The 25953-nt window shown below is 68.3% G+C and carries 25 protein-coding genes and 2 tRNA genes; 11 read left to right on the top strand and 16 right to left on the bottom strand.

Going from position 1 to position 25953, the window contains the following annotated elements:
* Positions 1-126 precede the first annotated feature (126 nt).
* Together rpmA and rplU are read right to left on the bottom strand one after the other, a co-directional pair.
* Positions 127-384, bottom strand: a complete 258-nt coding sequence (gene rpmA / locus FVP77_RS07210; RefSeq protein WP_116646439.1) for a 50S ribosomal protein L27 — start codon at positions 382-384, stop codon at positions 127-129.
* An 18-nt stretch (positions 385-402) separates the two neighbouring features.
* Positions 403-711 carry a 50S ribosomal protein L21 gene (rplU, locus tag FVP77_RS07215; RefSeq protein ID WP_121149321.1) on the bottom strand — a complete coding sequence of 103 codons (309 nt, stop codon included), beginning with the start codon at positions 709-711 and terminating at the stop codon, positions 403-405.
* A gap of 223 nt (positions 712-934) precedes the next feature.
* Here rplU and FVP77_RS07220 point away from each other — a divergent pair, with 223 nt between their 5' ends.
* On the top strand, positions 935-1210 hold the full coding sequence (locus tag FVP77_RS07220; RefSeq protein ID WP_147893873.1) for a DUF4031 domain-containing protein: 276 nt from the start codon (positions 935-937) through the stop codon (positions 1208-1210).
* Positions 1211-1216: 6 nt separating this feature from the next.
* On the opposite strand, the gene FVP77_RS07225 is transcribed toward FVP77_RS07220, so the two are convergent.
* Positions 1217-3679, bottom strand: a complete 2463-nt coding sequence (locus tag FVP77_RS07225) for an Rne/Rng family ribonuclease (protein WP_147893874.1) — start codon at positions 3677-3679, stop codon at positions 1217-1219.
* 278 nt (positions 3680-3957) lie between these two features.
* On the opposite strand from FVP77_RS07225, the gene FVP77_RS07230 reads away from it, so the two are divergent.
* Positions 3958-4563: a vitamin K epoxide reductase family protein gene (locus FVP77_RS07230; protein WP_147893875.1), complete on the top strand. Its 606-nt coding sequence runs from the start codon at positions 3958-3960 to the stop codon at positions 4561-4563.
* Between the two features lie 9 nt (positions 4564-4572).
* On the opposite strand, the gene ndk is transcribed toward FVP77_RS07230, so the two are convergent.
* From ndk to ileS, 4 genes are read right to left on the bottom strand one after another with little or no spacing between them, the layout of a single operon-like run.
* Complete coding sequence (gene ndk / locus FVP77_RS07235; protein ID WP_116646434.1) at positions 4573-4986, bottom strand: nucleoside-diphosphate kinase; 414 nt, start codon at positions 4984-4986, stop codon at positions 4573-4575.
* A gap of 3 nt (positions 4987-4989) precedes the next feature.
* Entirely contained in the window at positions 4990-5397 is a 408-nt protein-coding gene (locus tag FVP77_RS07240) for a DUF4233 domain-containing protein (protein WP_147893876.1), read from the bottom strand.
* Positions 5394-6734 (bottom strand): bifunctional folylpolyglutamate synthase/dihydrofolate synthase, encoded by a 1341-nt coding sequence (locus FVP77_RS07245; protein ID WP_147893877.1) that lies wholly within the window; start codon positions 6732-6734, stop codon positions 5394-5396. Before FVP77_RS07245 ends, FVP77_RS07240 begins: the two co-directional genes overlap by 4 nt.
* Positions 6731-10192 carry an isoleucine--tRNA ligase gene (gene ileS, locus FVP77_RS07250; protein WP_147893878.1) on the bottom strand — a complete coding sequence of 1154 codons (3462 nt, stop codon included), beginning with the start codon at positions 10190-10192 and terminating at the stop codon, positions 6731-6733. The genes FVP77_RS07245 and ileS overlap by 4 nt, the downstream gene beginning before the upstream one ends.
* A 315-nt stretch (positions 10193-10507) precedes the next feature.
* On the opposite strand from ileS, the gene FVP77_RS07255 reads away from it, so the two are divergent.
* The 6 genes from FVP77_RS07255 to FVP77_RS07280 all read left to right on the top strand — a co-directional run bounded on the left by FVP77_RS07255 (position 10508) and on the right by FVP77_RS07280 (position 16326).
* Positions 10508-11845 (top strand): MFS transporter, encoded by a 1338-nt coding sequence (locus FVP77_RS07255; RefSeq protein ID WP_147893879.1) that lies wholly within the window; start codon positions 10508-10510, stop codon positions 11843-11845.
* A 100-nt stretch (positions 11846-11945) separates the two neighbouring features.
* The gene (locus FVP77_RS07260; protein ID WP_147894480.1) at positions 11946-12488 is read left to right on the top strand and encodes a GNAT family N-acetyltransferase; all 543 of its coding nucleotides are present in this window, start codon (positions 11946-11948) and stop codon (positions 12486-12488) included.
* Positions 12489-12586: 98 nt separating this feature from the next.
* On the top strand, positions 12587-15160 hold the full coding sequence (gene valS / locus FVP77_RS07265) for a valine--tRNA ligase (protein WP_147893880.1): 2574 nt from the start codon (positions 12587-12589) through the stop codon (positions 15158-15160).
* 1 nt (position 15161) lies between these two features.
* Positions 15162-15434, top strand: a complete 273-nt coding sequence (locus FVP77_RS07270) for a hypothetical protein (protein WP_147893881.1) — start codon at positions 15162-15164, stop codon at positions 15432-15434.
* Positions 15435-15467: 33 nt separating this feature from the next.
* Positions 15468-15905, top strand: a complete 438-nt coding sequence (locus FVP77_RS07275) for a helix-turn-helix transcriptional regulator (RefSeq protein ID WP_147893882.1) — start codon at positions 15468-15470, stop codon at positions 15903-15905.
* 10 nt (positions 15906-15915) lie between these two features.
* Positions 15916-16326: a VOC family protein gene (locus FVP77_RS07280; protein WP_147893883.1), complete on the top strand. Its 411-nt coding sequence runs from the start codon at positions 15916-15918 to the stop codon at positions 16324-16326.
* Here FVP77_RS07280 and FVP77_RS07285 read toward each other — a convergent pair.
* Genes FVP77_RS07285 through FVP77_RS07295 form a run of 3 tightly spaced genes read right to left on the bottom strand, consistent with a single transcriptional unit; the run spans position 16323 to position 18393 of the window.
* Complete coding sequence (locus tag FVP77_RS07285; RefSeq protein ID WP_147893884.1) at positions 16323-17579, bottom strand: MFS transporter; 1257 nt, start codon at positions 17577-17579, stop codon at positions 16323-16325. The genes FVP77_RS07280 and FVP77_RS07285 overlap by 4 nt on opposite strands.
* Entirely contained in the window at positions 17576-17785 is a 210-nt protein-coding gene (locus tag FVP77_RS07290; RefSeq protein WP_147893885.1) for a hypothetical protein, read from the bottom strand. The genes FVP77_RS07285 and FVP77_RS07290 overlap by 4 nt, the downstream gene beginning before the upstream one ends.
* Positions 17782-18393 (bottom strand): ArsR/SmtB family transcription factor, encoded by a 612-nt coding sequence (locus tag FVP77_RS07295; RefSeq protein WP_147893886.1) that lies wholly within the window; start codon positions 18391-18393, stop codon positions 17782-17784. Before FVP77_RS07295 ends, FVP77_RS07290 begins: the two co-directional genes overlap by 4 nt.
* A gap of 100 nt (positions 18394-18493) precedes the next feature.
* Here FVP77_RS07295 and FVP77_RS07300 point away from each other — a divergent pair, with 100 nt between their 5' ends.
* Positions 18494-20539 (top strand): M3 family metallopeptidase, encoded by a 2046-nt coding sequence (locus tag FVP77_RS07300; RefSeq protein WP_147893887.1) that lies wholly within the window; start codon positions 18494-18496, stop codon positions 20537-20539.
* A 49-nt stretch (positions 20540-20588) separates the two neighbouring features.
* Here the strand turns inward: FVP77_RS07300 and clpX are convergent, their stop codons facing one another.
* From clpX to FVP77_RS07330, 6 genes are all read right to left on the bottom strand, one after another.
* The gene (gene clpX / locus FVP77_RS07305; protein ID WP_116646422.1) at positions 20589-21857 is read right to left on the bottom strand and encodes an ATP-dependent Clp protease ATP-binding subunit ClpX; all 1269 of its coding nucleotides are present in this window, start codon (positions 21855-21857) and stop codon (positions 20589-20591) included.
* Between the two features lie 166 nt (positions 21858-22023).
* Positions 22024-22695 carry an ATP-dependent Clp protease proteolytic subunit gene (locus FVP77_RS07310; RefSeq protein ID WP_116646421.1) on the bottom strand — a complete coding sequence of 224 codons (672 nt, stop codon included), beginning with the start codon at positions 22693-22695 and terminating at the stop codon, positions 22024-22026.
* A gap of 31 nt (positions 22696-22726) precedes the next feature.
* Positions 22727-23314 (bottom strand): ATP-dependent Clp protease proteolytic subunit, encoded by a 588-nt coding sequence (locus FVP77_RS07315; protein ID WP_116646420.1) that lies wholly within the window; start codon positions 23312-23314, stop codon positions 22727-22729.
* An 80-nt stretch (positions 23315-23394) separates the two neighbouring features.
* On the bottom strand, positions 23395-23889 hold the full coding sequence (locus FVP77_RS07320) for a tetratricopeptide repeat protein (protein ID WP_147893888.1): 495 nt from the start codon (positions 23887-23889) through the stop codon (positions 23395-23397).
* Positions 23890-23953: 64 nt separating this feature from the next.
* Positions 23954-25375: a trigger factor gene (gene tig / locus FVP77_RS07325; RefSeq protein ID WP_147893889.1), complete on the bottom strand. Its 1422-nt coding sequence runs from the start codon at positions 25373-25375 to the stop codon at positions 23954-23956.
* 76 nt (positions 25376-25451) lie between these two features.
* Positions 25452-25525: transfer RNA gene (locus FVP77_RS07330), tRNA-Pro, on the bottom strand.
* A 153-nt stretch (positions 25526-25678) separates the two neighbouring features.
* Between FVP77_RS07330 and FVP77_RS07335 the strand changes: the two genes are divergently transcribed.
* Both FVP77_RS07335 and FVP77_RS16800 read left to right on the top strand, forming a co-directional pair.
* A tRNA-Gly gene (locus FVP77_RS07335) sits at positions 25679-25752 on the top strand.
* Positions 25753-25806: 54 nt separating this feature from the next.
* On the top strand, positions 25807-25953 hold the full coding sequence (locus FVP77_RS16800; RefSeq protein ID WP_187266849.1) for a hypothetical protein: 147 nt from the start codon (positions 25807-25809) through the stop codon (positions 25951-25953).

Here is a 25953-nt window from a genome sequence, read left to right on the forward strand (position 1 = left end):
TGTTCCTTTCGTGCGGTGATGCGGGACGAGGGCCCGAAGCCCTGCTGAAACGGTGAAGGGGACGGGCAAAAGCCCGCCCCCTTCCAGAGCTGTACGGCCGGAGCCGCTGCTCGTGCGTGTCGGAGGTTACTCCGCGCCCGCGACGATGTTGACGACCTTGCGGCCGCCCTTCTGACCGAACTCGACAGCACCGGCCGAAAGGGCGAAGAGGGTGTCGTCCTTGCCACGGCCCACGTTGGCGCCGGGGTGGAAGTGCGTGCCGCGCTGGCGGACGATGATCTCGCCGGCGCCGACGACCTGGCCGCCGAAGCGCTTCACGCCGAGGCGCTGAGCGTTGGAGTCACGACCGTTACGGGTGGAGCTTGCGCCCTTTTTATGTGCCATCTCTGCGTCTCCCTGGCTTTACTTGATGCCGGTGACCTTGACGCGCGTGAGGTCCTGACGGTGCCCCTGGCGCTTCTTGTAGCCGGTCTTGTTCTTGAACTTCTGGATGACGATCTTCGGTCCGCGCAGCTCGCCGAGCACCTCGGCGGTCACCGAGACGCCCGCGAGCTTCTCTGCGTCGGTCGTGACGGCGTCGCCGTCGACGAGAAGCACGGCAGGAAGCTGCACGTTGTCGCCTACCTTGGCCGCGAGGCGATCGAGAACGACGATCGTGCCGACCTCTACCTTCTCCTGCCGGCCACCGGCCCGCACTACTGCGTAAACCACTTCATACCTGTTTCGTTCGGGAGCACGAGGCTCCGGTTTGTCTGATGACGGAAGTCTTGGTGCGAATCGTCCGCATCGACCGCGTCATCCGGGCCGGCGTCCTTCTCAGGCCACCGCTGCCGGGCACGTGACACGAACGCACCAAAGGGAAATGCTACCCGATGCCGACTCCCCTGGCAAAAGCGCGGACCCGCGTGTCGCGGGGCCCGCATAGGATCTCGACGTGACGATCCTGATCGACAACCCGCTGTGGCCGGCACACGGACGACTCTGGGCTCACCTGGTCAGCGACTCCGACCTGGTCGAACTCCATGCCTTCGCCCAGGCCAACGGCATCCCCCGGCGCGCGTTCGATCTCGACCACTACGACGTCCCCGACGAGGCGCACCCGCGGCTCGTCGCCGCGGGTGCCACTCATGTCGAAGGTCGCGAACTCGTTCGGCGTCTGATCGCCTCAGGGCTGCGTGTGACGGCCCGGGAGCGTCGCAGCATCCGCTGAGGGCTCTCAGCTCTCCTCGGTCGGCCCAGCCTGCACGGGAGTGCCGCTGAGGGCCGCTGTCGTGACACGGCGGCGCGAACGACCCTGCCCGGGCGCCTTGGGCTCGGGGAGCGCGCTGAGTACCGAATCGAGGAGGACGTCCTTCTCGGTGCGGGGGTTCTTCGCCGCGGTGTCTGTGCGTTTCTTGCGCGGGCGCTTCACCGGCTCGGCCTCCACGGCGGGAACCTCCACGACGACGGGTTCGACCGCGGGGGCCTCCTCCTCGCCGTTCGGCTGGATCGTCGAGGCGGCGATCTGCGCGAGGGCCGACTTCACGCCCTCGGTGATGACGTGGGTCGCGCCCACAGCGCCGTTGCCGCCACCGCCCGTGTTGCCGCCCCCGTTGCCGGAACCGCGCGAGCGCCGGTTGGACGATCCGTTGTTGCCCGACGAAGACCCTCCGCCGTTGGAGCGGTGCTTCACCACGGGGTCGTGGTGCACGACGACTCCGCGGCCGGCGCAGACCTCGCACGGCTCGCTGAAGGTCTCGAGGAGCCCCAGTCCGAGCTTCTTCCTGGTCATCTGCACGAGGCCGAGCGACGTCACCTCGGCGACCTGGTGCTTCGTGCGGTCGCGGCTGAGGCACTCGACCAGGCGGCGCAGAACGAGGTCGCGGTTGGATTCGAGCACCATGTCGATGAAGTCGACGACGATGATCCCGCCGATGTCCCGCAGCCGCAGCTGTCGGACGATCTCCTCCGCCGCCTCGAGGTTGTTCTTGGTGACGGTCTCTTCGAGGTTTCCGCCGGAACCGACGAACTTGCCGGTGTTGACGTCGACGACGGTCATCGCCTCGGTGCGGTCGATGACGAGCGATCCGCCCGAGGGCAGCCACACCTTGCGGTCGAGCGCCTTCTCGATCTGCTCGGTGACGCGGAACTCGTCGAACGGGTCGCGGTCGGCGTCGTACGATTCGACGCGGTCGAGCAGGTCGGGCGCCACGCTCGCGAGGTAGCTGGTGATCGTCTGGTGTGCGTCCTCGCCCTGGATGAGCATCTTCGTGAAGTCCTCGTTGAAGACGTCGCGGACGATCTTGACGAGAAGGTCGGGCTCCGAGTGCAGAAGCGCCGGCGCCTGGATCGTCTCGATCTGTCGGCTCACGTGCTCCCACTGGCTGGTGAGTCGCTGCACGTCACGCGTCAGCTGATCCTCGGTGGCCCCCTCGGCCGCGGTGCGCACGATGACGCCCGACGACTCGGGGAGAACCTCTTTCAGGATCTTCTTCAGGCGAGCGCGCTCGGTGTCGGGGAGCTTGCGCGAAATGCCGTTCATCGCGCCACCGGGCACGTAGACGAGGTAGCGCCCGGGGAGCGAGATCTGGCTCGTCAGACGAGCACCCTTGTGCCCCACCGGGTCTTTCGTGACCTGGACGAGCACCTTGTCGCCCGACTTCAGAGCGAGCTCGATCCGCCGCGGCTGGTTTCCGGTCTCGACGGCGTCCCAGTCGACCTCGCCCGAGTACAGCACGGCGTTGCGACCGCGACCGATGTCGACGAAGGCGGCCTCCATGCTGGGCAGCACGTTCTGGACGCGGCCGAGATAGACGTTGCCGATGAGCGAGGCGTCCTGGTTGCGCGCGACGTAGTGCTCGACGAGGACGTGGTCCTCGAGCACGGCGATCTGCACGCGGCCGTTCTTGGAGCGGACGATCATCTCGCGGTCGACGGCTTCGCGACGGGCGAGGAACTCGGCCTCGGTCACCACCGGACGGCGACGGCCGGCTTCACGCCCATCGCGGCGACGCTGCTTCTTCGCCTCGAGGCGCGTGGAACCCTTGATGCGCTGCGGCTCGGTCACGTACTCGACGGCGCGCTGACGCGGCGGTGTGGGCGCGGACTCCGTGCGCTCCTCGTTGCCGCCGCTCTCGCCGCGACGGCGATTGCGCCGACGCGCCGAGGTTCCGGATGCGGGAGCTTCCTCGGGCTCGTCGAACTCCTCCGCACGCGGCGGGAGGGCGACGACGGGCGGGGCGTAGAAGTGCAGCTGCGTGCTGACGGCCGAGACGAACACCTCGGGCAGGAGGCCGAGAGCGACGGCGGTGAGCTCGGTGGGCTCCTCGGGCGCCGGATCCTGCACGGGCGCCTCTTCGGCGGGCGACTCCTCGGCCGCGGGCGTCTCCACGATCGGGTCGATGGCGGGCTGCTCACCGGCCTCGGAGACATCGCCCAGCGGCGCCTCGACCGGCTCATCGGCGACAGGCTCGCCCTCGGCGGCGGGCTCGTCGGCATCACCCGGTTCCACCGCGGCGTCGGCCACGACGACGGCGGGCTTCGACGCGTCATCCGCGGGGATCGCACCGCGATCGCCCTCGGTCGCCTCGACCGCGTCGAGCACGGCCTCCATGTCGGCGATCGTGGTCAGCTGCTCCGCGGCATCCTGAGGCGCATCGCTCGCGGGGGTGTCGTTCCGGGTTTCGTTCTCATCGGCCATCACGGGGGTGCTCCTTGCGGACGACACCGCGCATCGTCCGACGAAATCTCGTGCGGCGCCACACCCGGCGGGGCCGCGAACTCATTTGGTCTGCAGCCGGCCCGAGGCTCTAACTGCAAGGGCGTCCATCGCCCGAAGTCTGTCGTGATGCCGGTGCGGCGCGGCCGCGGGCATCACCGACCATTATCGCACTCCCCCGCCGCTTGTGCCGACCACACGCTTCGAGAGTCGATCCATCGCCGAGCCGGGCCGGAGGTACGGATGCCATAATCCGAGCCATGAGCGCACCGGCAGCATCCCCGCAGCGTCCGACCGCGATGGCGGTCTGGCTGATCATCGCGGGGGTGGTCGGCTGGTGGGCCGCCTTCTCCCTCACGCTGGAGCGCCTGCACCTGCTGGAGGATCCGAACGCCACCGCCTCGTGCGATTTCAACCCGCTCATCCAATGCGGGAAGAACCTCGTCTCCGCACAGGGAAGCGTGCTCGGCTTCCCGAACCCGATCATCGGGCTCGCCGCATGGATGGCGCCGCTGTTCGTCGGCGTCGCGATCCTCGCCGGCGCGCGGTTCGCGCGCTGGTTCTGGTGGGTCTTCACACTCGGAACAGCGGGGGCATTCGCCTTCGTGGTGTGGCTGATCGTGCAGAGCATCTTCGTCATCGGCACGCTCTGCCCGTGGTGCATGGTGACGTGGGTCGTGACGATCCCGACGTTCTACGTCGTGCTTCTCCACGTCTTGCGAACCGGCATCGTCCCCGTACCCGCAGGGGTGCGGCGAGGAGCGGCGGCCACCATGGGGTGGATGCCGCTCCTCGCCGTGGGCAGCTACGCGATCATCGCGATCGTCGCCCAGCTGCGGCTGGACGTCATCGGCTCTCTCGTCTGACCGGCCGGCTCAGAACCAGATGGCGAGCTCTCGCGCCGCCGACTCGGGGCTGTCGCTGCCGTGCACGAGGTTCTGCTGCACGGCGAGGCCCCAGTCACGCCCGAAGTCACCGCGGATCGTGCCGGGCGCCGCGGTCGTGGGATCGGTAGTTCCCGCGAGCGAGCGGAAGCCCTCGATCACGCGGTTGCCGGCGAGGCGGATGGCCACAGACGGGCCGGAGAGCATGAATTCGAGCAGCGGCTCGTAGAACGGCTTGCCCTCGTGCTCGGCGTAGTGCTGCTCCAGGGTCGCGCGCTCGGGCTCCACGAGCCGGATGTCGACGAGCGCGTACCCCTTCGCTTCGATGCGGGCGAGGATCGCGCCGGTGAGGCCACGGGCCACGCCGTCGGGCTTCACGAGTACGAGAGTCTCTTCGGTCGCCATGAGTCAGTTTCCGTTCGATGTGCGGGGATCGGCCAGTGCGGCGTTTCGGCGGTCGAGGGACGCCCCCTTGATCGTCGCATACGCCCACATGCCGCCGAAAATGAGTGCGACGAGGAGAAGCGCCGGCACGAGGAACCCGCCGAGGGCGAGGACGACCTGAAGCGCCCACCCCGCGCCGATCGCCCAGCGGTGACGCAGGAAGCCCGATGTGATGACCATCAACAGCGCCAGCACCACTCCGCCGACGATCCCCCACCACGGTTCGATGCCGTCCGGCAGCACGCGCAATCCGAAGACCACGAGCCCGCCGAGGAAGACGACGATCGACTCGAAGCCGAGCACGACGGAGCCGAGCGACTCCTCCGCGCCGCGCTGTCGCCTCACCCGGGGCTTGCGCTCCCGGGGGCTCATTCCTGCCACCCGTTCTTCCAGTCCTCGGCTTCGGAGAGGCGCAACGCCTCTCCGGCGAGCACGACGGAGCCGGCGATGACGACGGCTCGGCGGTCGGATGCTGCGGCCCACTCGCGCGCGGCCTCCGCCGCGTCATCGAGCCCGGGGTGCACCGAGACCGTGGCCCCTCGAGCCTCGGCGAGGTCGGCGATGAGGTCGGGGTCGCTGGCGCGCTCCGATTCCGGAGCGGTCGCGAACACGCGTGCCGCCACCGGGGCCAGCGCGTCCACGATCCCCGCAGCATCCTTGTCTCCGAGCACGCCGACGACGACACCCCACTCGTCGACGTCGAACGTCTCACGCAGACCCGAGACGAGCGCCTGTGCGCCGTGGGGGTTGTGGGCGGCGTCCGCCACGACGATCGGGTGCGACCCGACGAGCTGCAGTCGCCCCGGCGACGTCGCCTGAGCGAGCCCGTCGGTCACGACATCGGCGCTCACGGTGCCGAAGAGCGACTCGACGGCAGCGATCGCGAGGGCGGCGTTCGCTCCCTGGTGGAAGCCGTAGAGAGGAAGGTACTGCTCATCGAAGGTGCCCGACAGGCCACGCACCGAGATGAGCTGGCCGCCGACGGCGAGCCGCTGGGACGAGAGGCCGAACTCCTCGCCCTCGAAGGCGATGGTCGCTCCCCGCGCCGCGGCGGCGGCACGGAGCACGGCTGCCGCCTCGGGATCCTGGCGGGCGGAGACCACGGCGGCACCGTCCTTCACGATGCCCGACTTCACGGTCGCGATCTCGCGGATCGTCGATCCGAGGCGGTCGGCGTGGTCGAGCGCGATCGGGGCGAACACCGCGACGTCTCCATCGGCGGTGTTGGTGGAGTCCCAGGCGCCGCCCATGCCCACCTCGAGCACGAGGACGTCGACCGGCGCATCGGCGAAGACGACGAACCCCAGAACCGTGAGGAGCTCGAAGAAGGTGAGGGCGGCGTCGCCCGCCGCCGCCAGCTCGGCGTCGACGAGGTCGACGAACGGTTGGATCTCATCCCACGCGTCGGCGACGGCGGCGTCGGAGACGGGTTCGCCGTCGACCATGATGCGCTCGGTGAAGCGCACGAGGTGCGGGCTCGTGAAGAGCCCGGTGCGCAGCCCGGTCGATCGGACCAGGCTCTCGATCATGCGGCTCGTCGACGTCTTCCCGTTCGTGCCGGTCACGTGGATCACTCGGTAGGTGCGCTGAGGGTCCGCCAGCAACTCCAGCACCCGGCGGGTCCGCTCGACACGGGGCTGGACCCACTGCTCGCCCTGCCTCGTCAGCAGAGCCGCATACACGGCGTCGGCGCGGTCGCGGTCGCTCATTCGCCACTCTCCTCGTTCAAACGGGTCACCGACACGGTGAACGCTCCGGCGTTGGCGAAGGTTCCCTTCGCGAACTCGGCCTGGTGTTCGGGCGTTTCCGACGGGGTGCCGCGCAGCGTGCCCCTCGACAGGGTCGTCGCGCCATCGGACCCGACGATCGCGGCCTCTCGGGCGAGAGTCTCACCCGCCACGTCCGCGACGTCGAACGCAGCCGACACCGCCGCTGCGTCCTCCTCGTGGCTGAAGCTCAGCACGAGTCGGATGCGATCGCTGACGTCGAACCCTGCGCCCTTGCGGGTGTCCTGCACCGCACGGACGACGTCGCGCGCGAGCCCCTCCGCCTCCAGCGCATCGTCGGTCGTGGTGTCGAGCAGCACGAATCCGCCGCCGGCGAGCACGGCGAGAGCTTCGCCTTCGGGGCGCCCGGCCGTCTCGACCACCAGCTCGTACTCGCCGGCCTGCAGCTCCACGCCGCCCGCCGAGACGACGCCGTCGGTCTCAGACCAGTCGCCGGCGCGCGCGGCCTGGATCACCTGCTGCACCTGCTTTCCGAGGCGGGGGCCCAGGGCGCGTGCGTTCACCGTCAGACGATGCGAGATTCCGTACGACGCCGACGCGCCGTCGACGAGTTCGACCAGTTCGACGGATTTGATGTTGAGCTCGTCGCGGAGGATGTCTTCGAACTGGCCGAGAGCGGCAGCATCCGCGACGACCACCGTGAGACGCGGGAGCGGCAGACGCACGCGCTTGCCCTCGCGCTTGCGCAGCGCGTTGGCGACGCTCGACACCTCGCGAACGGCGTCCATCGCGACACGGATGTCGGCCGACGCCGGGAAGGCGTCGGCATCGGGCCAGTCGGTCAGGTGCACGCTGCGCCCGCCCGTGAGCCCCTGCCAGACCTGCTCCGAGACGAGCGGGATGAGCGGGGCGGCGACGCGTGTGAGGGTCTCGAGCACGGTGTACAGCGTGTCGAACGCCTCGGTCGACGACGGGTCGTCGTCGCGCACGCCGACCCAGAACCGGTCGCGCGAGCGACGGATGTACCAGTTGGTCAGCACCTCGGCGAAGTCACGCAGTCGCTCCGCGGCGGTCGTCGAGTCGAGGCCGTCGAGGTCGGCGGCGACGCCGCGCACGAGGTCACCCGTGAGAGCGAGGATGTAGCGGTCCAGCACGTCGGTCGAGTCGGTGCGCCAAGATGCGTCGTATCCCGACTCCGCGCTCGCGGACGGACCGGCGGTCGCCCGCGCGGCGTTCGCGTAGGTGGAGAAGAAGTACCACGTGTTCCAGAGGGGCAGCAGGAACTCCCGCACGCCCGCACGGATGCCCTCCTCGGTGACCACGAGGTTGCCCCCGCGCAGAACCGAGCTCGACATGAGGAACCACCGCATCGCGTCGGATCCGTCGCGGTCGAACACCTCCCGCACGTCGGGATAGTTGCGCAACGATTTCGACATCTTCTGCCCGTCGCTGCCGAGCACGATCCCGTGGGCGGAGACGGCACGGAACGCCGGACGGTCGAACAGCGCGGTCGACAGCACGTGCATGACGTAGAACCAGCCCCGGGTCTGACCGATGTACTCCACGATGAAGTCGGCGGGGGCGTGCTGCTCGAACCAGTCATGGTTCTCGAAGGGATAGTGCACCTGGGCGAACGGCATCGACCCGGAGTCGAACCACACGTCGAGCACGTCCTCGACGCGGCGCATGACGCTCTCCCCCGTCGGATCGTCGGGGTTGGGGCGGGTGAGGTCGTCGATGAACGGACGGTGCAGATCGACCTCGCCGTCGGTGTTGCGCGGCAGGCGACCGAAGTCGGCCTCCATCTCGGCCAGCGACCCGTAGACGTCGAGGCGCGGGTACTCCGGGTCGTCGCTCTTCCACACGGGGATCGGGGATCCCCAGTAGCGGTTGCGGCTGATCGACCAGTCGCGGGCGCCCTCGATCCACTTGCCGAACTGGCCCTCCTTGACGTTCTCGGGAACCCAGGTGATCTCGGCGTTGCCCGAGATCATCCGCTCCTTCACGTCGGTGACGCGGATGAACCAGCTCGAGACGGCCTTGTAGATGAGGGGGTTCCGGCAGCGCCAGCAATGCGGGTACGAGTGCTCGTAACTCGCCATGCGCAGCAAGCGCCCGTTCTGGCGCAGGATACGGATCAGGGGGGTGTTCGCGTCGAGCCACAGCTCGCCCGCGACATCGCTCACGTCCGACAGGAACCGGCCGCCGTCGTCGAGCGACAGGATGGTGGGCAGGCCCGCCGCATCCGCCAGCCGCTTGTCGTCCTCGCCATAGGCCGGTGCCTGGTGCACGATACCGGTGCCGTCGCTGGTCGTGACGTAGTCGTCGACGAGGATGCGCCACGCGTTCTGCGTGCCCCACTCCTCGGCGTCGGCGTAGTAGTCGAACAGGCGGTCGTAGGCGACGCCCTCGAGGTCTGTGCCGACCACCGTCTGCTGCACGGCTTCGCGGGCCGCATCCGCAGACTCGTACCCGAGGTCCTTCGCATATCCGGCGAGCAGGTCCTCGGCCAGGAGGTAGCGGTGGGACGTCGCCTCGATCGCATCGTCGGCCTGGCCGTCGGGGGTGTGGTGCACGTCCGCCGCGCCCCCCGGTCCTCCGGGCACGACGACGTAGCGGATCGCGGGGCCGACGGCGAGGGCGAGGTTCGTCGGGAGGGTCCAGGGCGTGGTCGTCCAGGCGAGGGCGCGCACGCCGGTGAGCCCGAGCGCCTCGGCCTTGGCTCCGACAAGGGGGAAGGTCACGGTGACCGACGGGTCCTGGCGCATCTTGTAGACGTCGTCGTCCATGCGCAGCTCATGGCTCGACAGCGGGGTCTCGTCGCGCCAGCAATAGGGCAGCACACGGTAGCCCTCGTACGCGAGGCCCTTCTCGTGCAGGGTCTTGAACGCCCAGAGCACCGACTCCATGTAGGTCGTGTCGAGCGTCTTGTAGCCGTTGTCGAAGTCGACCCACCGGGCCTGGCGGGTCACGTAGTCCTGCCAGTCACGCGTGTACTCGAGCACCGACTCACGGGCCTTCGCATTGAAGGTCGCCACACCCATGCGCTCGATGTCGTCCTTCTCGGTGATGCCGAGTTGCTTCATCGCCTCGAGCTCGGCGGGCAGACCGTGCGTGTCCCAGCCGAAGACACGGTCGACCTTCTTGCCTCGCATGGTCTGGAAGCGCGGGAAGACGTCCTTCGCGTACCCCGTCAGAAGGTGGCCGTAATGCGGCAGGCCGTTCGCGAACGGCGGCCCGTCGTAGAAGACCCACTCCTCGGCACCCTCGCGCTGGGCGATGGAGGCCCGGAATGTGTCGTCGGAGGCCCAGAAGGCGAGCGTCTGCTCCTCGAGCGAGGGGAAGCGCGGGCTCGGGACGATCCCGGCGCTCGCCGCTCCGGTCTCTGAGCTCGTCGACGGGTCGGCGGCGGGTCCGAACGAGGACTTGGGGTAGGTCATGTCACTCCAGCAGGTCGAGGATCAGCCTGCGAGGACGACTCGATCGAGCCGCGGTACCACCCCGCGTGACGCCTCGGGCCCTTCGACAGGCTCAGGGACCGAGTCGTCCACTTTCACTGCGGCTGTGACGGGCCTGCCCCGCCCGGTTCTACTGACGCCGACCCGAGGACCGACGCGTTCTTCCGGGAGCTCCCCGGTGATGGCCGGATCGAAACTCGTGCCTCCTATTCTACGCGTCGGCTGCGAGGCGCCGGGCCCGCCTCCCACCCCACTTTCTGCGCTGCGTCCAACAAGCTCGCAGCGCTGGCAGGATGGATGCTCGTGACCACCGCAGCATCCGTGACTCCTCCGGCCTCAAAGACCTCCGCCCGCCGGGTATCCGTGGCCTCCATGGTCGGTACCTCCCTCGAATCCTTCGATTTCTACGTCTTCGCCTACTTCTCGGCGTTCTTCGTCGGTCCACTGTTCTTCGAGCCGCTCGGAACCGCCGGCGCGACCCTGGCATCGTTCACGACCATCGCGATCGCGTTCGTCGTGCGACCCATCGGCGCGATCATCTTCGGCTACATGGGCGACCGACTCGGCCGACGCGCGACCCTTCTGTGGACGGTCGCGATCATGGGTGTGGCCACCGGCCTCATCGGCGTGCTCCCGACCTACGCGCAGGCCGGCTGGATCGGAGCGGTGCTGCTGGTTGTGCTGCGTCTGGCACAGGGGATCTCCCTCGGTGGCGAATGGGGCGGGTCGATCCTGCTGGCGACCGAGCACGCCTCTCCCGTGAAGCGCGCCTTCTACGCCGCCATCCCGCAGCTGGGCTCCCCGATCGGGTCGATCCTCTCGGCGGCCCTGTTCATCGTGATGACCGCGACGCTGCCCACCGAGGAGCTCGTCGCCTGGGGCTGGCGCATCCCCTTCCTCATCGCCATCCCGCTGCTCCTCGTCTCGCTCTACCTGCGCTGGTCGATCGACGAGACGCCGGTGTTCCGCGAGGTGGTCGCAGAGGGGCGTCGCGACCGGCTGCCCTTCCTCACGATGTTCCGCCAGCGCCCCACCGCCATGGCGATCGCGGCCGGAGCGGCACTGCTCGGAATCGGGTCGTACGGACTCATGAACACCTACACGATCAACTACGGCGCGACACAGCTCGGGTACGCCTACACCGACCTCCTCATCGCCGCGACGATCGGCGCCCTGTTGCAACTCGTCACGATCCCGCTGTTCGGGGCGCTCGCCGCGCGCATCGGTTCGGCGAAGGTCGTGGCGTGGGGAGCCCTCGGCACACTGATCATCGCGTTCCCCATCTACTTCATCCTCCAGGAGGCGAACTTCGGCGTCCTCGTCGCGCTCATGGTGGTCGGAGGCATCCTCCCGACGATGTCGTGGGCGGCACTCGGCGGGCTCATGAACGACCTCTTCCCCGATGCGTTCCGCTACTCCGCCCTCTCTTTCGCGTACGCGCTCGCCGCCACCGTCGGCGGATTCGTGCCGCTGATCACCGGCGCCCTCGGCGTGCAGACGAACTACGCCTGGTGGCACCCCGGCGTCATCCTCGCCGTGATGTCGGCGGTCACGCTCGTCGCAGCCTGGGCGGCAGCCCGTTACTCGACGGCCCGCTCCGCCGCGACGGCCGAGCCGGCCCTCGCCGACCACTGAGGCGCCGAGAGTGCCCGATCCCGCCAAGGGTGCCCGGATACTCGGGCACCTACGGCGGAAACGGGCGCACTCGGCGGGCGGGCGGTAGCGTCGGAGGGTGATGCGCGCCCTCCCCACGACCGACCGGCTCGTCCTCCGGGAGATGGGGCCCGACGACCTCCCCGCCCTCACCGCGATCATGGGCGACGCCGAGACCATGACCGCCTACGAGGGGCCGTTCGGCCCGGCCGAGATCGCGACCTGGCTCGCTCGATCGCAGCAGCGATACGCCGACGACGGATTCGCGCTCTGGGCGGTGACCCTGCGCGAGACGGGCGAGATGATCGGCCAGTGCGGGCCCACGCGCCAGATCATCGACGGACGATCGATGGTGGAGGTCGGCTACCTGTTCGATCGCCGCTGGTGGCACCGTGGGTTCGCGCGGGAAGCTGCCCGGGCCTGTCGCGACTGGGCCTTCCACAACCTCCCGGTAGACGTGGTGTGCTCCAAGATCCGCGACACGAACCTCGCCAGCATGAATGTCGCGATCCGCAACGGCATGTCCGTCCGCGGGCGCACCGTGACCCACTACCGAGGCGTCGACATGCCGCACCTCGTCTTCGAGATCACGCGAGACGAATGGATGCTGCGCCCCACACCCTGACACCGTGCGGAGAAGACGCGCGCACGCCCGCCGGTAGACTGGCGTCGACCCACACTCAGGCACGCTCACACAGTGCCGCACATACCGAGGAGCTCTCGATGTCCGACGCGCAGATCCCCGACAAGCCCGTACTCGAAGGCCTCGAAGCGAAGTGGGATGCGGCGTGGACCGCAGCCGGAACCTACGACTTCGATCGCGCGAAGGCCGCCGAGGTCGGTCGCGCAGGCGTCTTCTCGGTCGACACTCCCCCGCCCACCGCGTCCGGGAGCCTCCACATCGGCCACGTGTTCAGCTACACGCACACCGACGTCAAGGTGCGCTTCGAGCGCATGCGCGGCAAGACCGTGTTCTACCCGATGGGCTGGGACGACAACGGCCTGCCCACCGAGCGTCGCGTGCAGAACTACTACGGGGTGCGCTGCGATCCCTCCCTGCCGTACGACGAGGACTTCACTCCCCCGTTCGAGGGCGGCGACAACAAGAGCTCGAAGGCCGCCGACCAGCGTCCGATCAGCCGTCGCAACTTCATCGAGCTCTGCGAGAAGCTGACCGCGGAGGACGAGAAGGCGTTCGAGGCCCTCTGGCGCGACCTCGGCCTGAGCGTCGACTGGACGCAGACCTACCGCACGATCTCCAACGACACGATCCGCACCAGCCAGTCCGCGTTCCTCCAGAATCTCGAGCGAGGCGAGGCGTACCAGGCGCTCGCCCCGACCCTCTGGGACGTCGACTTCCGCTCGGCGATCGCGCAGGCGGAGCTCGAGGACCGCGATCAGCCCGCCGCCTACCACCGCCTCGGCTTCCACAAGGTCGACGGTTCGGGCGACGTCCACATCGAGACCACCCGTCCCGAGCTGCTCGCCGCGTGCGTCGCCCTCGTCGCGCACCCCGACGACGAGCGCTACCAGCCGCTGTTCGGAACGACGGTGCGCACTCCGCTGTTCGACGTCGAGGTGCCGGTGCTCGCGCACCCGCTGGCCCAGCCCGATAAGGGCTCCGGCATCGCCATGATCTGCACCTTCGGCGACGTCACCGACATCATCTGGTGGCGCGAGCTCGACCTCCCCAACCGCACGATCATCGGCAAAGACGGCCGCATCGTCGCCGAGGCCCCCGACGTGATCGAGACGGATGCGGCCAAGGCCGCCTATGCGGAGCTCGCCGGGAAGACGGTGTTCAGCGCCAAGAAGCGCGTGGTCGAGCTGCTGCAGGAGTCGGGCGAGATGGAGGGCGACCCCCGCCCGTTCACGCACGCCGTCAAGTTCTTCGAGAAGGGCGACCGCCCGCTCGAGATCGTCTCGACCCGCCAGTGGTACCTGCGCAATGGCGCTCGCGACGAGTCGCTGCGCGACCGCCTCATCGAACTCGGCTGCGAGATCTCCTGGCACCCCGACTTCATGCGGGTGCGCTACGAGAACTGGACCAACGGCCTCACCGGCGACTGGCTCGTGTCGCGCCAGCGTTTCTTCGGCGTACCGATCCCCGTCTGGTACGGGCTCGACGAGAACGGCGACCGCGACTACGCGCACGTGCTGACGCCCGATGCGGCATCGCTGCCGGTCGACCCCACGACCGACGTCCCCCCGGGGTACACCGAGGACCAGCGGGGCGTTCCGGGCGGCTTCGACGCCGAGCGCGACATCTTCGACACGTGGGCCACGTCGTCGCTCACCCCGCAGCTGGCCGGCGGTTGGCAGCGCGATGAAGACCTCTGGAAGCTCGTCGCCCCGTTCGACCTCCGCCCCCAGGGGCAGGACATCATCCGCACCTGGCTGTTCTCCACCCTGCTGCGCAGCGCCCTGCAGGACGACCGGGCACCGTGGTCCGATGCCGCCATCTCCGGCTTCATCGTCGACCCCGACCGCAAGAAGATGTCGAAGTCGAAAGGCAACGTCGTCACGCCGGCCGACGTCCTCCACCAGCACGGCTCGGATGCCGTGCGCTACTGGGCGGCCTCGAGTCGGCTGGGAACGGACGCCGCCTTCGACCCGCAGAACCCGACCCAGATCAAGATCGGTCGACGCCTGGCCATCAAGATCCTGAACGCGGCGAAGTTCGTGCTGTCGTTCCCGGTGCCCGATGACGCCGAGGTCACGCACGCTCTCGACGCGTCGATGCTCGCGACGCTCGACCAGGTGGTGCGCGACGCGACGAAGGCTCTCGACGCCTACGACCACGCGCGCGCGCTGGAGATCACCGAGTCGTTCTTCTGGACTTTCTGCGACGACTACCTCGAGCTGGTGAAGGAGCGCGCGTACGACCAGACCGACGTCGGACAGGCATCTGCGGCGCTCTCGCTGAGGATCGCGCTCTCGACGCTCCTGCGTCTGTTCGCCCCGGTCGTGTCCTTCGCCTCGGAAGAGGCCTGGTCGTGGTTCAACGAGGGCTCGGTGCACCACGCTGAGTGGCCTGAACCGGCCGGCTCCTCCGGCGACCCGGCCGTGCTGAGTGCTGTCGGTGAGGCGCTCGTCGGAATCCGCCGGGCCAAGACCGAGGCGAAGGTCTCTCAGAAGACGGTGGTGGCCGTCGCGACGGTCGCCTCACCGCATACCGCCGCGCTGCGATTGGCTGAGGGCGACCTCAAGGCCGTCGGACGCATCGAGACCATCGTGTTCGAAGACGCCGAGACGACCGCCGTCACGGGCATCGAACTCGCCCCCCAGGAGGCCTGACATGCAACTCGGTACACGCTGGACCTCGGGCTCCACTCCCCCGTCGGCCGTTCCGGCCAGCCTCCACGCCCAGATCGCCGCGGTCGAGACATCGCTCCCGGCTGATCAGTTCGGGCAGCCCGCACCGCGGTGGACGCTGACCTGGCTCGAAGGGCGTCCGGTCGTAGAGCTCGATACGGGCATCATCGTCACCCTGGATCGTTCGGGTGAGGCCGTCGTCACTCACGACGAGCACGAGCAGTTCTCGGATCGGGACTACTCCGGTCAGGACTGACCGTCGGGCACTGCTTCTGGCACGATGGCCGTCATGGCCACCATCCCCGACCCGCGGCTGGACGAACTGACGCGGCTGCGAAGGGTGCGCGACCGCATCGACCGCGAGCACGGCCAGCCCCTCGACGTCGGTGCGCTCGCTCGCGGAGTGCACATGTCGGCGGGTCACCTCAGCCGTCAATTCCGCCTCGCCTACGGCGAATCGCCGTACGCCTACCTGCTCACACGGCGGATCGAGCGTGCCATGGCGATGCTGCGGCGTGGCGACCTCTCGGTGACCGACGTCTGCTTCGCCGTCGGTTTCTCCTCGCTCGGCACGTTCAGCACGAGATTCGCCGAGATCGTCGGAACCTCGCCGAGCGCCTACCGACGCGAGACGGAGACGGATGCGGCGGAGCTGCCCAGTTGCGTCACGCGATTCGTCATGCGCCCGGTCAGGAATCGAGAAGCGTCGGCCGTGTCGGCGCTCTAGCGTGAGCGTCATGGACATCACGATTCACGAGTCATACCTGCCGCACACCGATCCGGAGGCTTCCCTGCGTTTCTACCGCGACCTCCTCGGTTTCGACGTGCGTACCGACGTCGGATACGAGGGTATGCGGTGGCTCACCGTCGGCCCGGCAGGCCAACCCGATACCGCCATCGTGCTGCACCCGCCGACGGCCAACCCCGACCTGACCGAAGAGGAGCGCCGCACTCTGCTCGAACTCATCGCCAAGGGGAGCTACTTCGGCATCAACCTGGCGACGCCCGATCTGTTGGCGACCTTCGAGACGCTCGAGGCCTCGGGGGTAGACATCGTGCAAGAGCCGACCGAGCAGCCCTACGGAGTCTTCGACTGCGCAGTACGCGACCCCGCCGGCAACATGGTGCGCATCCAGCAGCCCCGCTAGCCCTGAGCCCGGCCGGGCAGATCCGCCCCGGCCTTGCGCGTGCCGCTGATGAGAAGAGGAGCCGCAGCGAGCGTCGCGACGAGAACCACGGCCGCCGCGATCGCGAACGGCAGGCGCAGATCGATCCGCGATACCCACCCTCCCAGCACGGTCGCGATCGGGAACAGGCCCCAGGTCAGCATCCGGATGATCCCCAGCACGCGTCCGAAGAGAACACCGGGCACGATCTGCTGGCGGAGGGCGCCCCACGGTACGTTCCAGATCGCCACCGCGAGGGCGAACACGGCGTAGGAGGCCATCGCGCTCCACACCCCCGGGGCGACGGCGGTGAGCCCGAGGCCGCCGGCGCACACCAGATTCGCTCCGAGCATGACCGGGCCGCGTCCGAAGCGTCGTACCAGCGGCGAGGCGATGAGCGAACCGGCCAGCGCACCGACGCCGATGCCGGCGGTGACGAAACCGAAAGCCGCCGGCTGCACCGATTGCTCCTCCAGGAAGTAGAGCACGGTGACCGCCTGTGCGAAGCTCAGCGCCGAGCCGATCACCGCCGTGAACGCCACCATCGCCCGCAAGTAGCGGTGTCGCCACAGGAAGATGACGGCGTCGCGGGCAGAGGGCGCGGCGCGGCCCGACGCGGCTGGCGGGACGCCGGTCGATCGAGCGGCCGCGACCGGAAGGAGCACGGCGAGGACGATAGGAACGAGGTACCCCGCGGCCCCGACCCACAGCGGCAGCGCGAGCGCCACCGCGTAGAGGAGCCCGCCGATGGGCGTCGCAACGAAGTTGTCGATCGTGATCTGGGCGGCCTGGATCCTGCCGTTCGCTCTGTCCAGCTGATCTCGCGACACCACTCCGGGGATCACGGCGTTCGTCGCGTTGTCGAACAGGGTCTCACCGAGTCCGAACACGATCGCGCCCATGAGGAGGGCGGTGATGTCGAGTCGACCGAACGCTGTCAGCAGCGCGAGACCGACAGCGGCGAGCCCGCGCAACGCGTTCGCGACGGCCATGACGTATCGACGGTCGAAGCGGTCGACGATCATTCCCGCCGGCAGTCCGAAGACGAGCCAGGGCACGAAGGCAAGAGCACCCAGGAGCGAGATCAGCAGCGGATCGCGGGTGAGGGTGGCGGCGATGAGCGGCACGGCGGTGCGTCCCACCCCGTCTGCGAGGTTGCTGAAGGCGGCCGCGGTCCACAACTTGCCGAAGTCGCGACCGAGGCCCCTTCGCGCCCCGACTCCGCGGGAGGTCACCGCGGCATCAGCTGCATCGCGACCGCCCCGACGCGATCGCGCTGGGCCTCCGTGGCCGCTCGTCGCCGTCCGTGCAGCTCGAGCGAGTCGAGGCGCCGACGCTGACGCGCGCTCACATACGCGTCGAGCGCGTGGGCGGCTGCGCTGAGCAGGCGATCAAGGGGTGTCGCCCGTGCCACGCGTCGCGACGCGGTGATGACGGTCATCGTTCGTCTCCCAATTCCGGCAGGGGGAAGACGTCGGCGCGGATCGTCACCGGGCGGACGCCCTCACCGGTCTGGTCTCGGTAGGTGTGCACGGCCGCGTCGAGCAGGGCCTGGATCGACCGCGAGAGCTCCCGGGTCTGGTCGACGGTCAACCGCGTGTTGGCTGTCGAGATGATCACCGCATCGCGCCATTCGGCCGTCTCCGTGTCGATCCCGCGTTCGGAGAAGTCCGCCAGCTGCTCGTGACGATTGCGCAGGAACTCGCTCATCACCATCTGCGAGACGGCCCGCCCTGCCGGTGTCCTCATCGCGTCGGGGTTGGTGAGCTCGATGCCGCCCGCCGGGCGCTCCCACCAGCGCTCGCGCGCCGTTCCGCGCCCCTCGACTTCGCGGATCAGCTCATGCTTCGCCAGCGCACGCAGGTGGTAGCTCGTCGCACCGCTCGACTCGCCCAGGCGCTCCGCCAGCGAACTGGCGGTCTGCGGGCCGTACTGGCTGAGCATGTCGAAGATGCGGACACGGAGCGGATGGGCGAGCGCGCGGAGCGCTCCTACGTCGAGAACGCGATCGGTTCTCGCGGGGAACTTCTGCGTGCCGGGATCGGTCATGATCCAAAGATATCTTTGCCAAGCTTTCTTTGCAACATTTTCTTTGCACTGACTGAGTGACCGCGGCAGGGCACGCCGACCTCCGACGTAGGCTGGACGAATGGCTGCCGATAACCCCCTCCTGAGCCCGTCCACTCTCCCCTTCGGGCTCCCCGACTACGGGGCGATCGGAACGGAGCACTACCTCCCCGCGTTCGCCGAGGGATTCGCCCGGCAGCGCGAGGAAGTCGACCGCATCGCCGCGAACACCGACGCTCCGACGTTCGAGAACACGATGGCTGCTCTGGAGGAGAGCGGCGAGCTGCTCGGCCGGGTAGCGAGCGCCTTCTACACGATCGCCTCCGCAGATGCGACCGATGCCGTGCAGGAGATCGAAGAGGCGCTCGCGCCTCAGATGTCGGCCCATCACGACGCGATCGAGCTCGACACGCGCATCTTCTCTCGCGTGCAGTCCCTGCACGATCGGCTCGAAGAGCTCGACCTTTCCGCCGAGCAGCGCTATCTCGTCGAACGGCGCTTCCGAGAGATGTCGCGTGCCGGAGCCGGCCTCGGCACGACCGACAAGACGCGGCTGACAGCCATCAACGAACGGCTCGCGGTCCTGACGACGACGTTCGAGAAGAACCTCCTCACCGACACGAACGCCCTCGCCGTCGTCTTCGACTCCGCTGACGAGCTCGACGGGCTCAACGCCGGGCAGCTGTCGTCCGCCGCTCAGGCAGCGTCGGATCGCGGCCTCGACGGACAGTACGTCGTCACGCTCCCGCTGTTCACCGGTCACCCGTATCTCGCGGGGCTCACCAACCGCGACAGTCGTCGTCGCATCCTCGAAGCCTCCCGCTCGCGGGGCCGTCGCCCCGGCGCGCACGACAACCGCCCCGTTCTCCTCGAGATCGTGCGGCTTCGTGCCGAGCGGGCCGCACTCCTCGGGTTCTCCAGCCACGCCGCGTATGTCACGGCGGACGAGACCGCCGGCTCTCCCGCCGCGGTGCGCGATCTGCTGCGCCGCCTCGCCGCTCCCGCCGCGGGGAACGCACAGCTCGAATACGAGAAGCTGCGCGCCATCGCCGCCTCCGACGGCGTCGAGGTCGCGGCCCACGACTGGGCGTTCTACACCGAGAAGCTGCGTCACGCAGAGTACGACCTCGACACCGCCGCGCTCCGGCCGTGGTTCGAGGCGGAGCGCGTCCTGCAGGACGGTGTCTTCTTCGCGGCCGAGAGGCTCTACGGCATCACCATCGCCGAGGGACACGATCTCACGGCATACCACCCCGAGGCTCGAGTCTTCGAGGTGACGAACCCGGACGGTTCCGCTCTCGGCCTGTTCGTCCTCGACCTGTACACCCGCGACACCAAACGTGGCGGGGCCTGGATGAACTCCATCGTGGTCCAGTCGGCTCTGCGGGGCACCTCGCCCGTCGTCGTGAACAACCTCAACGTCAATCGCCCGGCAGCCGGTCAGCCCACTCTGCTGTCGCTCGACGAGGTCACCACCCTTTTCCACGAGTTCGGGCACGCCCTCCACGGCCTCTTCGCGACTGTCACCTATCCGTCGTTCGGCGGCACGGCGGTCTTCCGCGACTTCGTGGAGTTCCCCAGCCAGGTCAACGAGATGTGGATCTTCTGGCCCGAGGTGCTGGCGAACTACGCGCGTCATCATGAGACCGGCGAGCCTCTCCCGTCCGACGTGGTCGCCAAGCTCGCGGCGACCGAGGCCTTCAACCAGGGCTTCGCGACCAGCGAGTATCTGGCCGCCTCGTGGATCGATCAGGCATGGCACTCCCTCTCGGCGGCCGAGTCGTCGAGGGAGATCGATGTCGCAGAGTTCGAAGCGGCCGCCCTGACCGACATCGGCCTCGGCGAGCCGACTGTGCCTCCCCGTTACTCGTCGACGTACTTCGCGCACGTCTTCTCGGGCGGCTACAGCGCCGGCTACTACTCGTACATCTGGAGCGAGGTGCTCGACGCCGACACGGTGGAGTGGTTCCGCGAGAACGGCGGCCTCACCAGAGAGAACGGCGACCGCTTCCGCGACCGCCTGCTCGGCGTCGGAGGATCGAAGGACCCGCTCGAGGCATACCGGGACTTCCGCGGGCGCACCGCGGAGATCGCCCCGCTCCTGAAGCGCCGCGGACTCGAGGACTGAATGCGAAGGGCGGCCGGGATCCCCGGCCGCCCTGACATCCGCGATGTTCTCAGGCGCTCTTGCGCTTCTGCTCGAGCACCATCGTCGGGGCGGCGCCGTCCTCGACGCACGCCCGCGTGATGATGACCTTCGACACGTCGTCGGACGACGGCACGTCGAACATGATCGGCCCAAGCACGTCTTCGAGGATCGCGCGAAGGCCGCGTGCACCGGTCTTGCGCCCGACGGCGCGGTCGGCGATAGCGAGCAGTGCGTCGCGCTCGAACTCGAGCTCGACACCGTCGATCTCGAACATGCGCTGGTACTGCTTGACGAGCGCGTTCTTCGGCTCCGTCAGGATCTCCATCAGGGCGTTCTGGTCGAGCGGCGACACCGACGCGACCACCGGGAGACGCCCGATGAACTCGGGGATCAGCCCGAACTTGTGGAGGTCTTCGGGGAGCACTTCGCTGAACAGGTTGAGGTCTTCGCCCTTGCTGTGCAGCGGTGCGCCGAAGCCGACCCCGTGCTTGCCCACGCGCGCCGAGATGATGTCTTCGAGACCGGCGAACGCACCCGCCACGATGAACAGGACGTTCGTCGTGTCGATCTGGATGAACTCCTGGTGCGGATGCTTGCGGCCGCCCTGCGGCGGCACCGACGCGACCGTGCCTTCGAGGATCTTCAGCAGAGCCTGCTGCACGCCCTCGCCCGAGACGTCGCGGGTGATCGAAGGGTTCTCGGCCTTGCGGGCGATCTTGTCGACCTCGTCGATGTAGATGATGCCGGTCTCAGCGCGCTTCGTATCGAAGTCGGCGGCCTGCAGGAGCTTCAGGAGGATGTTCTCGACGTCCTCGCCGACGTAGCCCGCCTCGGTGAGAGCCGTCGCGTCGGCGACGGCGAACGGGACGTTGAGTCGCTTCGCCAGAGTCTGGGCGAGATACGTCTTGCCGGTACCGGTCGGGCCGAGGATCAGGATGTTGCTCTTGGCGATCTCGATCTCATCGGCGCGCTGCTCGGCGGGCTGGATCGTGCCGTGTGCACGGACGCGCTTGTAGTGGTTGTAGACGGCCACCGCGAGGGAGCGCTTCGCGTCTTCCTGCCCGACGACGTACTCCTCGAGGAAGGCGAAGATCTCGCGGGGCTTGGGCAGATCGAAGTCGGACACCACGCCGGCGGAGGATTCGGCCATGCGCTCTTCGATGATCTCGTTGCACAGCTCGACGCACTCGTCGCAGATGTACACGCCGGGACCAGCGATGAGCTGCTGCACCTGCTTCTGGCTCTTGCCGCAGAAGGAGCACTTGAACAGGTCGGCGCTCTCACCGATACGTGCCATTGCGGCTCCTCTTCGCCCCCACGGGAGCCACTCCCCCGTGCGCACTGACGAGCCTAACCTCTGCCCACGACATCGGAGGGCATTGGAGATCGACTGTTGCTCCCGCCGTAGGCGAACACGACGAAGCCCCCGCCGCGAGGTGCGACGGGGGCTTCGAAGCATCCGGTCAGGAGGTGAGCGCCGCCGGAGTGCGCTTGCGCGTGGTGAGCACCTGGTCGATGAGACCGTACGCCACAGCCTCCTCGCCCGAGAGGATCTTGTCGCGGTCGATGTCCTTGTTGACCTCTTCCGGCGTCTTGTTCGAGTGCTTGGAGAGCGTGGCCTCCAGCCAGGTGCGCATACGGAGGATCTCCGCCGCCTGGATCTCGATGTCCGACGCCTGACCGTGACCCGACTCGCCCACGGCGGGCTGGTGGATCAGGATGCGGGCGTTCGGAAGCGCGAGACGCTTGCCGGGCGCGCCGGCAGCGAGAAGCACCGACGCCGCCGACGCCGCCTGGCCGAGCACGACCGTCTGGATCTGCGGCGACACGTACTGCATCGTGTCGTAGATCGCCGTCATGGCCGTGAACGAGCCACCGGGCGAGTTGATGTACATGATGATGTCGCGGTCGGGGTCCTGGCTCTCGAGGACGAGCAGCTGCGCCATCACGTCGTCGGCCGACGCGTCGTCGACCTGCACGCCGAGGAAGATCACGCGGTCTTCGAACAGCTTGTTGTAGGGGTCCTGGCGCTTGTACCCGTAGGCCGTGCGCTCTTCGAACTGCGGCAGGATGTAACGGCTGCCGGGCATCTGGATGCCCTGGCCGGCCGCGGCTCCGAAGGTGGGGGTGTGCATGTGGGTTCTCTCTCTTTCGCCTTCGGGTGCGTTACTCGGCGGTCGTTCCGCCGCCGCCGGTCACGTCGAGCGCGCTGGAGCGGATGTGGTCGACGAAGCCGTACTCGAGTGCTTCCTCGGCCGAGAACCAGCGGTCGCGGTCGCCGTCGGCGTTGATCTGCTCGACGTCCTTGCCCGTCTGACCCGCCGTGATCTCGGCGAGGCGACGCTTCATGTCGAGGATCAGCTGAGCCTGGGTCTGAATGTCGCTCGACGTGCCGCCGAACCCGCCGTGCGGCTGGTGCAGCAGGACACGCGCGTTGGGGGTGATGTACCGCTTCCCCTTCGTGCCGCTCGTGAGCAGGAGCTGGCCCATCGAAGCAGCCATGCCGATGCCGACGGTGACGATGTCGTTGGGCACGAACTGCATCGTGTCGTAGATCGCCATACCGGCGGTGATCGATCCGCCGGGCGAGTTGATGTACAGGAAGATGTCCTTTTCCTGGTCTTCGGCGGCGAGCAACAGGATCTTGGCGCAGATCTCGTTGGCGTTCTCGTCACGCACCTCTGAGCCCAGCCAGATGATGCGGTCTTTGAGGAGCCTGTCGAAGACGCTGGTTGCCATTAGTGGTTCGGCCATGAATACTCCTGATTCCTCGGGGTCGGCTTCGAATCTACCGGCGTGGTTTCAGGCCCGAGGTCGTGTTCGCCGTGGGCAGATCAAGCGTGTCCATCCACGATCTCCTCGGCGTAGCCCCGCACCGACCGGGTGTACCGCGGGAGGTGCGGAGCGAGCGCCAGAAGAGCGACGGCGGCGGCCCGGTCGGCCTGCCCCGCCGAGACCAGCGCCAACGCGTAGAACGCCGCGGCCGCGTCGTTCATCGGCGTACCGGGGGCGCGCTCGTACTCCTCGCGCAGCAGGGAGAGCGCCTCCGTCACCTGGCCGAGGTTGCGGATGGTGCTTGCCAGCTGGATCGTCGCACGTGCGCGGCGCTCGTCGTCGAGCCCGAGCTCGAGGGCGCGCCGGTAGAGCGTCTCGGCCTCGGACTCCCTGCCCGCCGAGTCGCGAGCACCGGCTCGTTCGAACAGGGCGACGGGGTCGTCGGCGTGCCGCTCGGAGGCCAGGGCGTCGATCGCCGTGATCACCTCATCGGGGGCGAGGGCGTCATCCGCCCACACCGCATCCACCCGTTCTTGCCAGCTCTGCCCGCTCATCGCTCTTCCTCCCGGGGACGAGAAAGGGGCGGATGCTACTGCATCCGCCCCTTCCCTCTGGGTCTTACTCCTTGGCCGCGGCCTTCTTCTTGGCGGGGGCCTTCTTCTTGGGCTTCTCTTCGGCCTCGATGACCTCGTCGGCGTCGGCCGCGGCATCCGCGATCTCCTCGGCCTCTTCGACGACGTCGGCCTCGGCAGCAGGCTCGTCCTCGACCGCGACGAAGCCGCTCAGATCGACGGGAGCGCCGTTGGAGTCGACGACGGTCACGCGACCGAGCGCGACGGCCAGCGCCTTGTTGCGGGCGACCTCGCCGACGAGTGCGGGCAGCTGGTTGCCCGACTGCAGCGCCTCGACGAACTCCTGCGGTGCCATGCCGTACTGGGCGGCAGACTGGATGAGGTACTGCGTGAGCTCGTCCTGCGAGACCTGGACGTTGCCGTCCTCGGCGATCTTGTCCAGGATCATCTGCGTGCGGAACTGCTTCTCGCTCGCTTCGGTGACCTCGGCGCGGTGCTCGTCGTCCTCGAGGCGGTTCTCGCCCTCGAGGTGGTTGTGCACCTCGTCCTCGATGAGCTGCGGCGGAACGGGGATCTCGACCTGCGAGAGCAGCTCTTCGATCAGCTTGTCGCGCGCGGCCGAGCCCTGGGTGAAGGTCGACTGCTGAGCGACGCGCTCCTTGAGGCTGTCGCGCAGTTCGGCGATGGTGTCGAACTCGCTGGCGATCTGCGCGAAGTCGTCGTCGGCCTCGGGGAGCTCGCGCTCCTTGACGGCGGTGATCTTGACGGAGACCTCGGCCTCCTCGCCGGCGTGGTCGCCGCCGACGAGCTTCGAGCGGAAGGTGGTGTCCTCACCCGCGGTGAGAGACTCGATCGCCTCGTCGATGCCCTCGAGCAGTTCACCCGAGCCCACCTCGTACGACACGCCCTCGGCGCGGTCGATCTCGGTGCCGTCGATCGTGGCGACGAGGTCCAGCTCGACGAAGTCGCCGGTCGCCGCGGGGCGGTCGACGGTCACGAGAGTGCCGAAGCGTGCGCGCAGGCTGTCGAGCTCGGCGTCGATGGCCGCCTCGTCGACCTCGACGGCGTCGACGGTCAGCGTGATGCCCTCGTAGGCGGGCAGCTCGAACTCGGGACGCACGTCGACCTCGACATCGACGATGAGGTCTCCGGAGTAGTCCTTGAGCTCAGGCAGTTCGACGACCTCGGCGTTCGGGCGGCCGATGACGCGGAGGTTCTGCTGCTCGACGGCCGCGCGGTAGAAACCGTCGAGGCCCTCGTTGACCGCGTGCTCGACGACCGCACCGCGGCCGACGCGCTGGTCGATGATGGGGGCGGGCACCTTGCCCTTGCGGAAACCGGGGATCTGCACGTCCTGCGCGATGTGCTCGTACGCGTGAGCGATGCTCGGCTTGAGCTCCTCCGGCGAGACAGTGATGTGCAGCTTCACCCGGGTCGGGCTGAGCTTCTCGACGGTGCTGTTGACCATGCCTGTTCGTTCTCCTCGTGATGGACCGCGCACAGCGCGGCGTTCGGAAGGGTCTGGGGTCTGCGGGGCTCGTTCGTCGGGGCGACAGGATTTGAACCTGCGGCCTCCCGCTCCCAAAGCGGGCGCTCTACCAAGCTGAGCTACGCCCCGGGCGGTGCACGCGGACGTGCGACGATACGGCCCCGAGAAGTCTAGACGATGGGGCCGCCACCGCCCGCCGAACGGCACGGATGTGCAGAACGGGCGCCGACACCCGGTAGACTTTCGGATGCTGCGGCTGAGCCGCGGACAATTGAAAATCGCGGGGCTGTAGCTTAGTGGTAAAGCCTTAGTCTTCCAAACTAATGATGCGGGTTCGATTCCCGTCAGCCCCTCCAAAGATCATCCATTCGGTTGATGCGTCGCCGAGTCTCCTCGGGTTGGCTGGGTGGATGGACGTTTTCGCCCTCTTCCACCCGACGGCAGCCAACGCGCGCGATGAGTGGCAGTCGAAACAGGAGCTCCCCGCTCCCGTGCCGACTCCCGGCGAGGGTCCCGGTGTCATCCGCGGCGGGCGCATCGTCATCGAGGTCGCGTAG

Source organism: Microbacterium hatanonis (assembly GCF_008017415.1).
Classification (GTDB): Bacteria; Actinomycetota; Actinomycetes; order Actinomycetales; family Microbacteriaceae; genus Microbacterium; species Microbacterium hatanonis.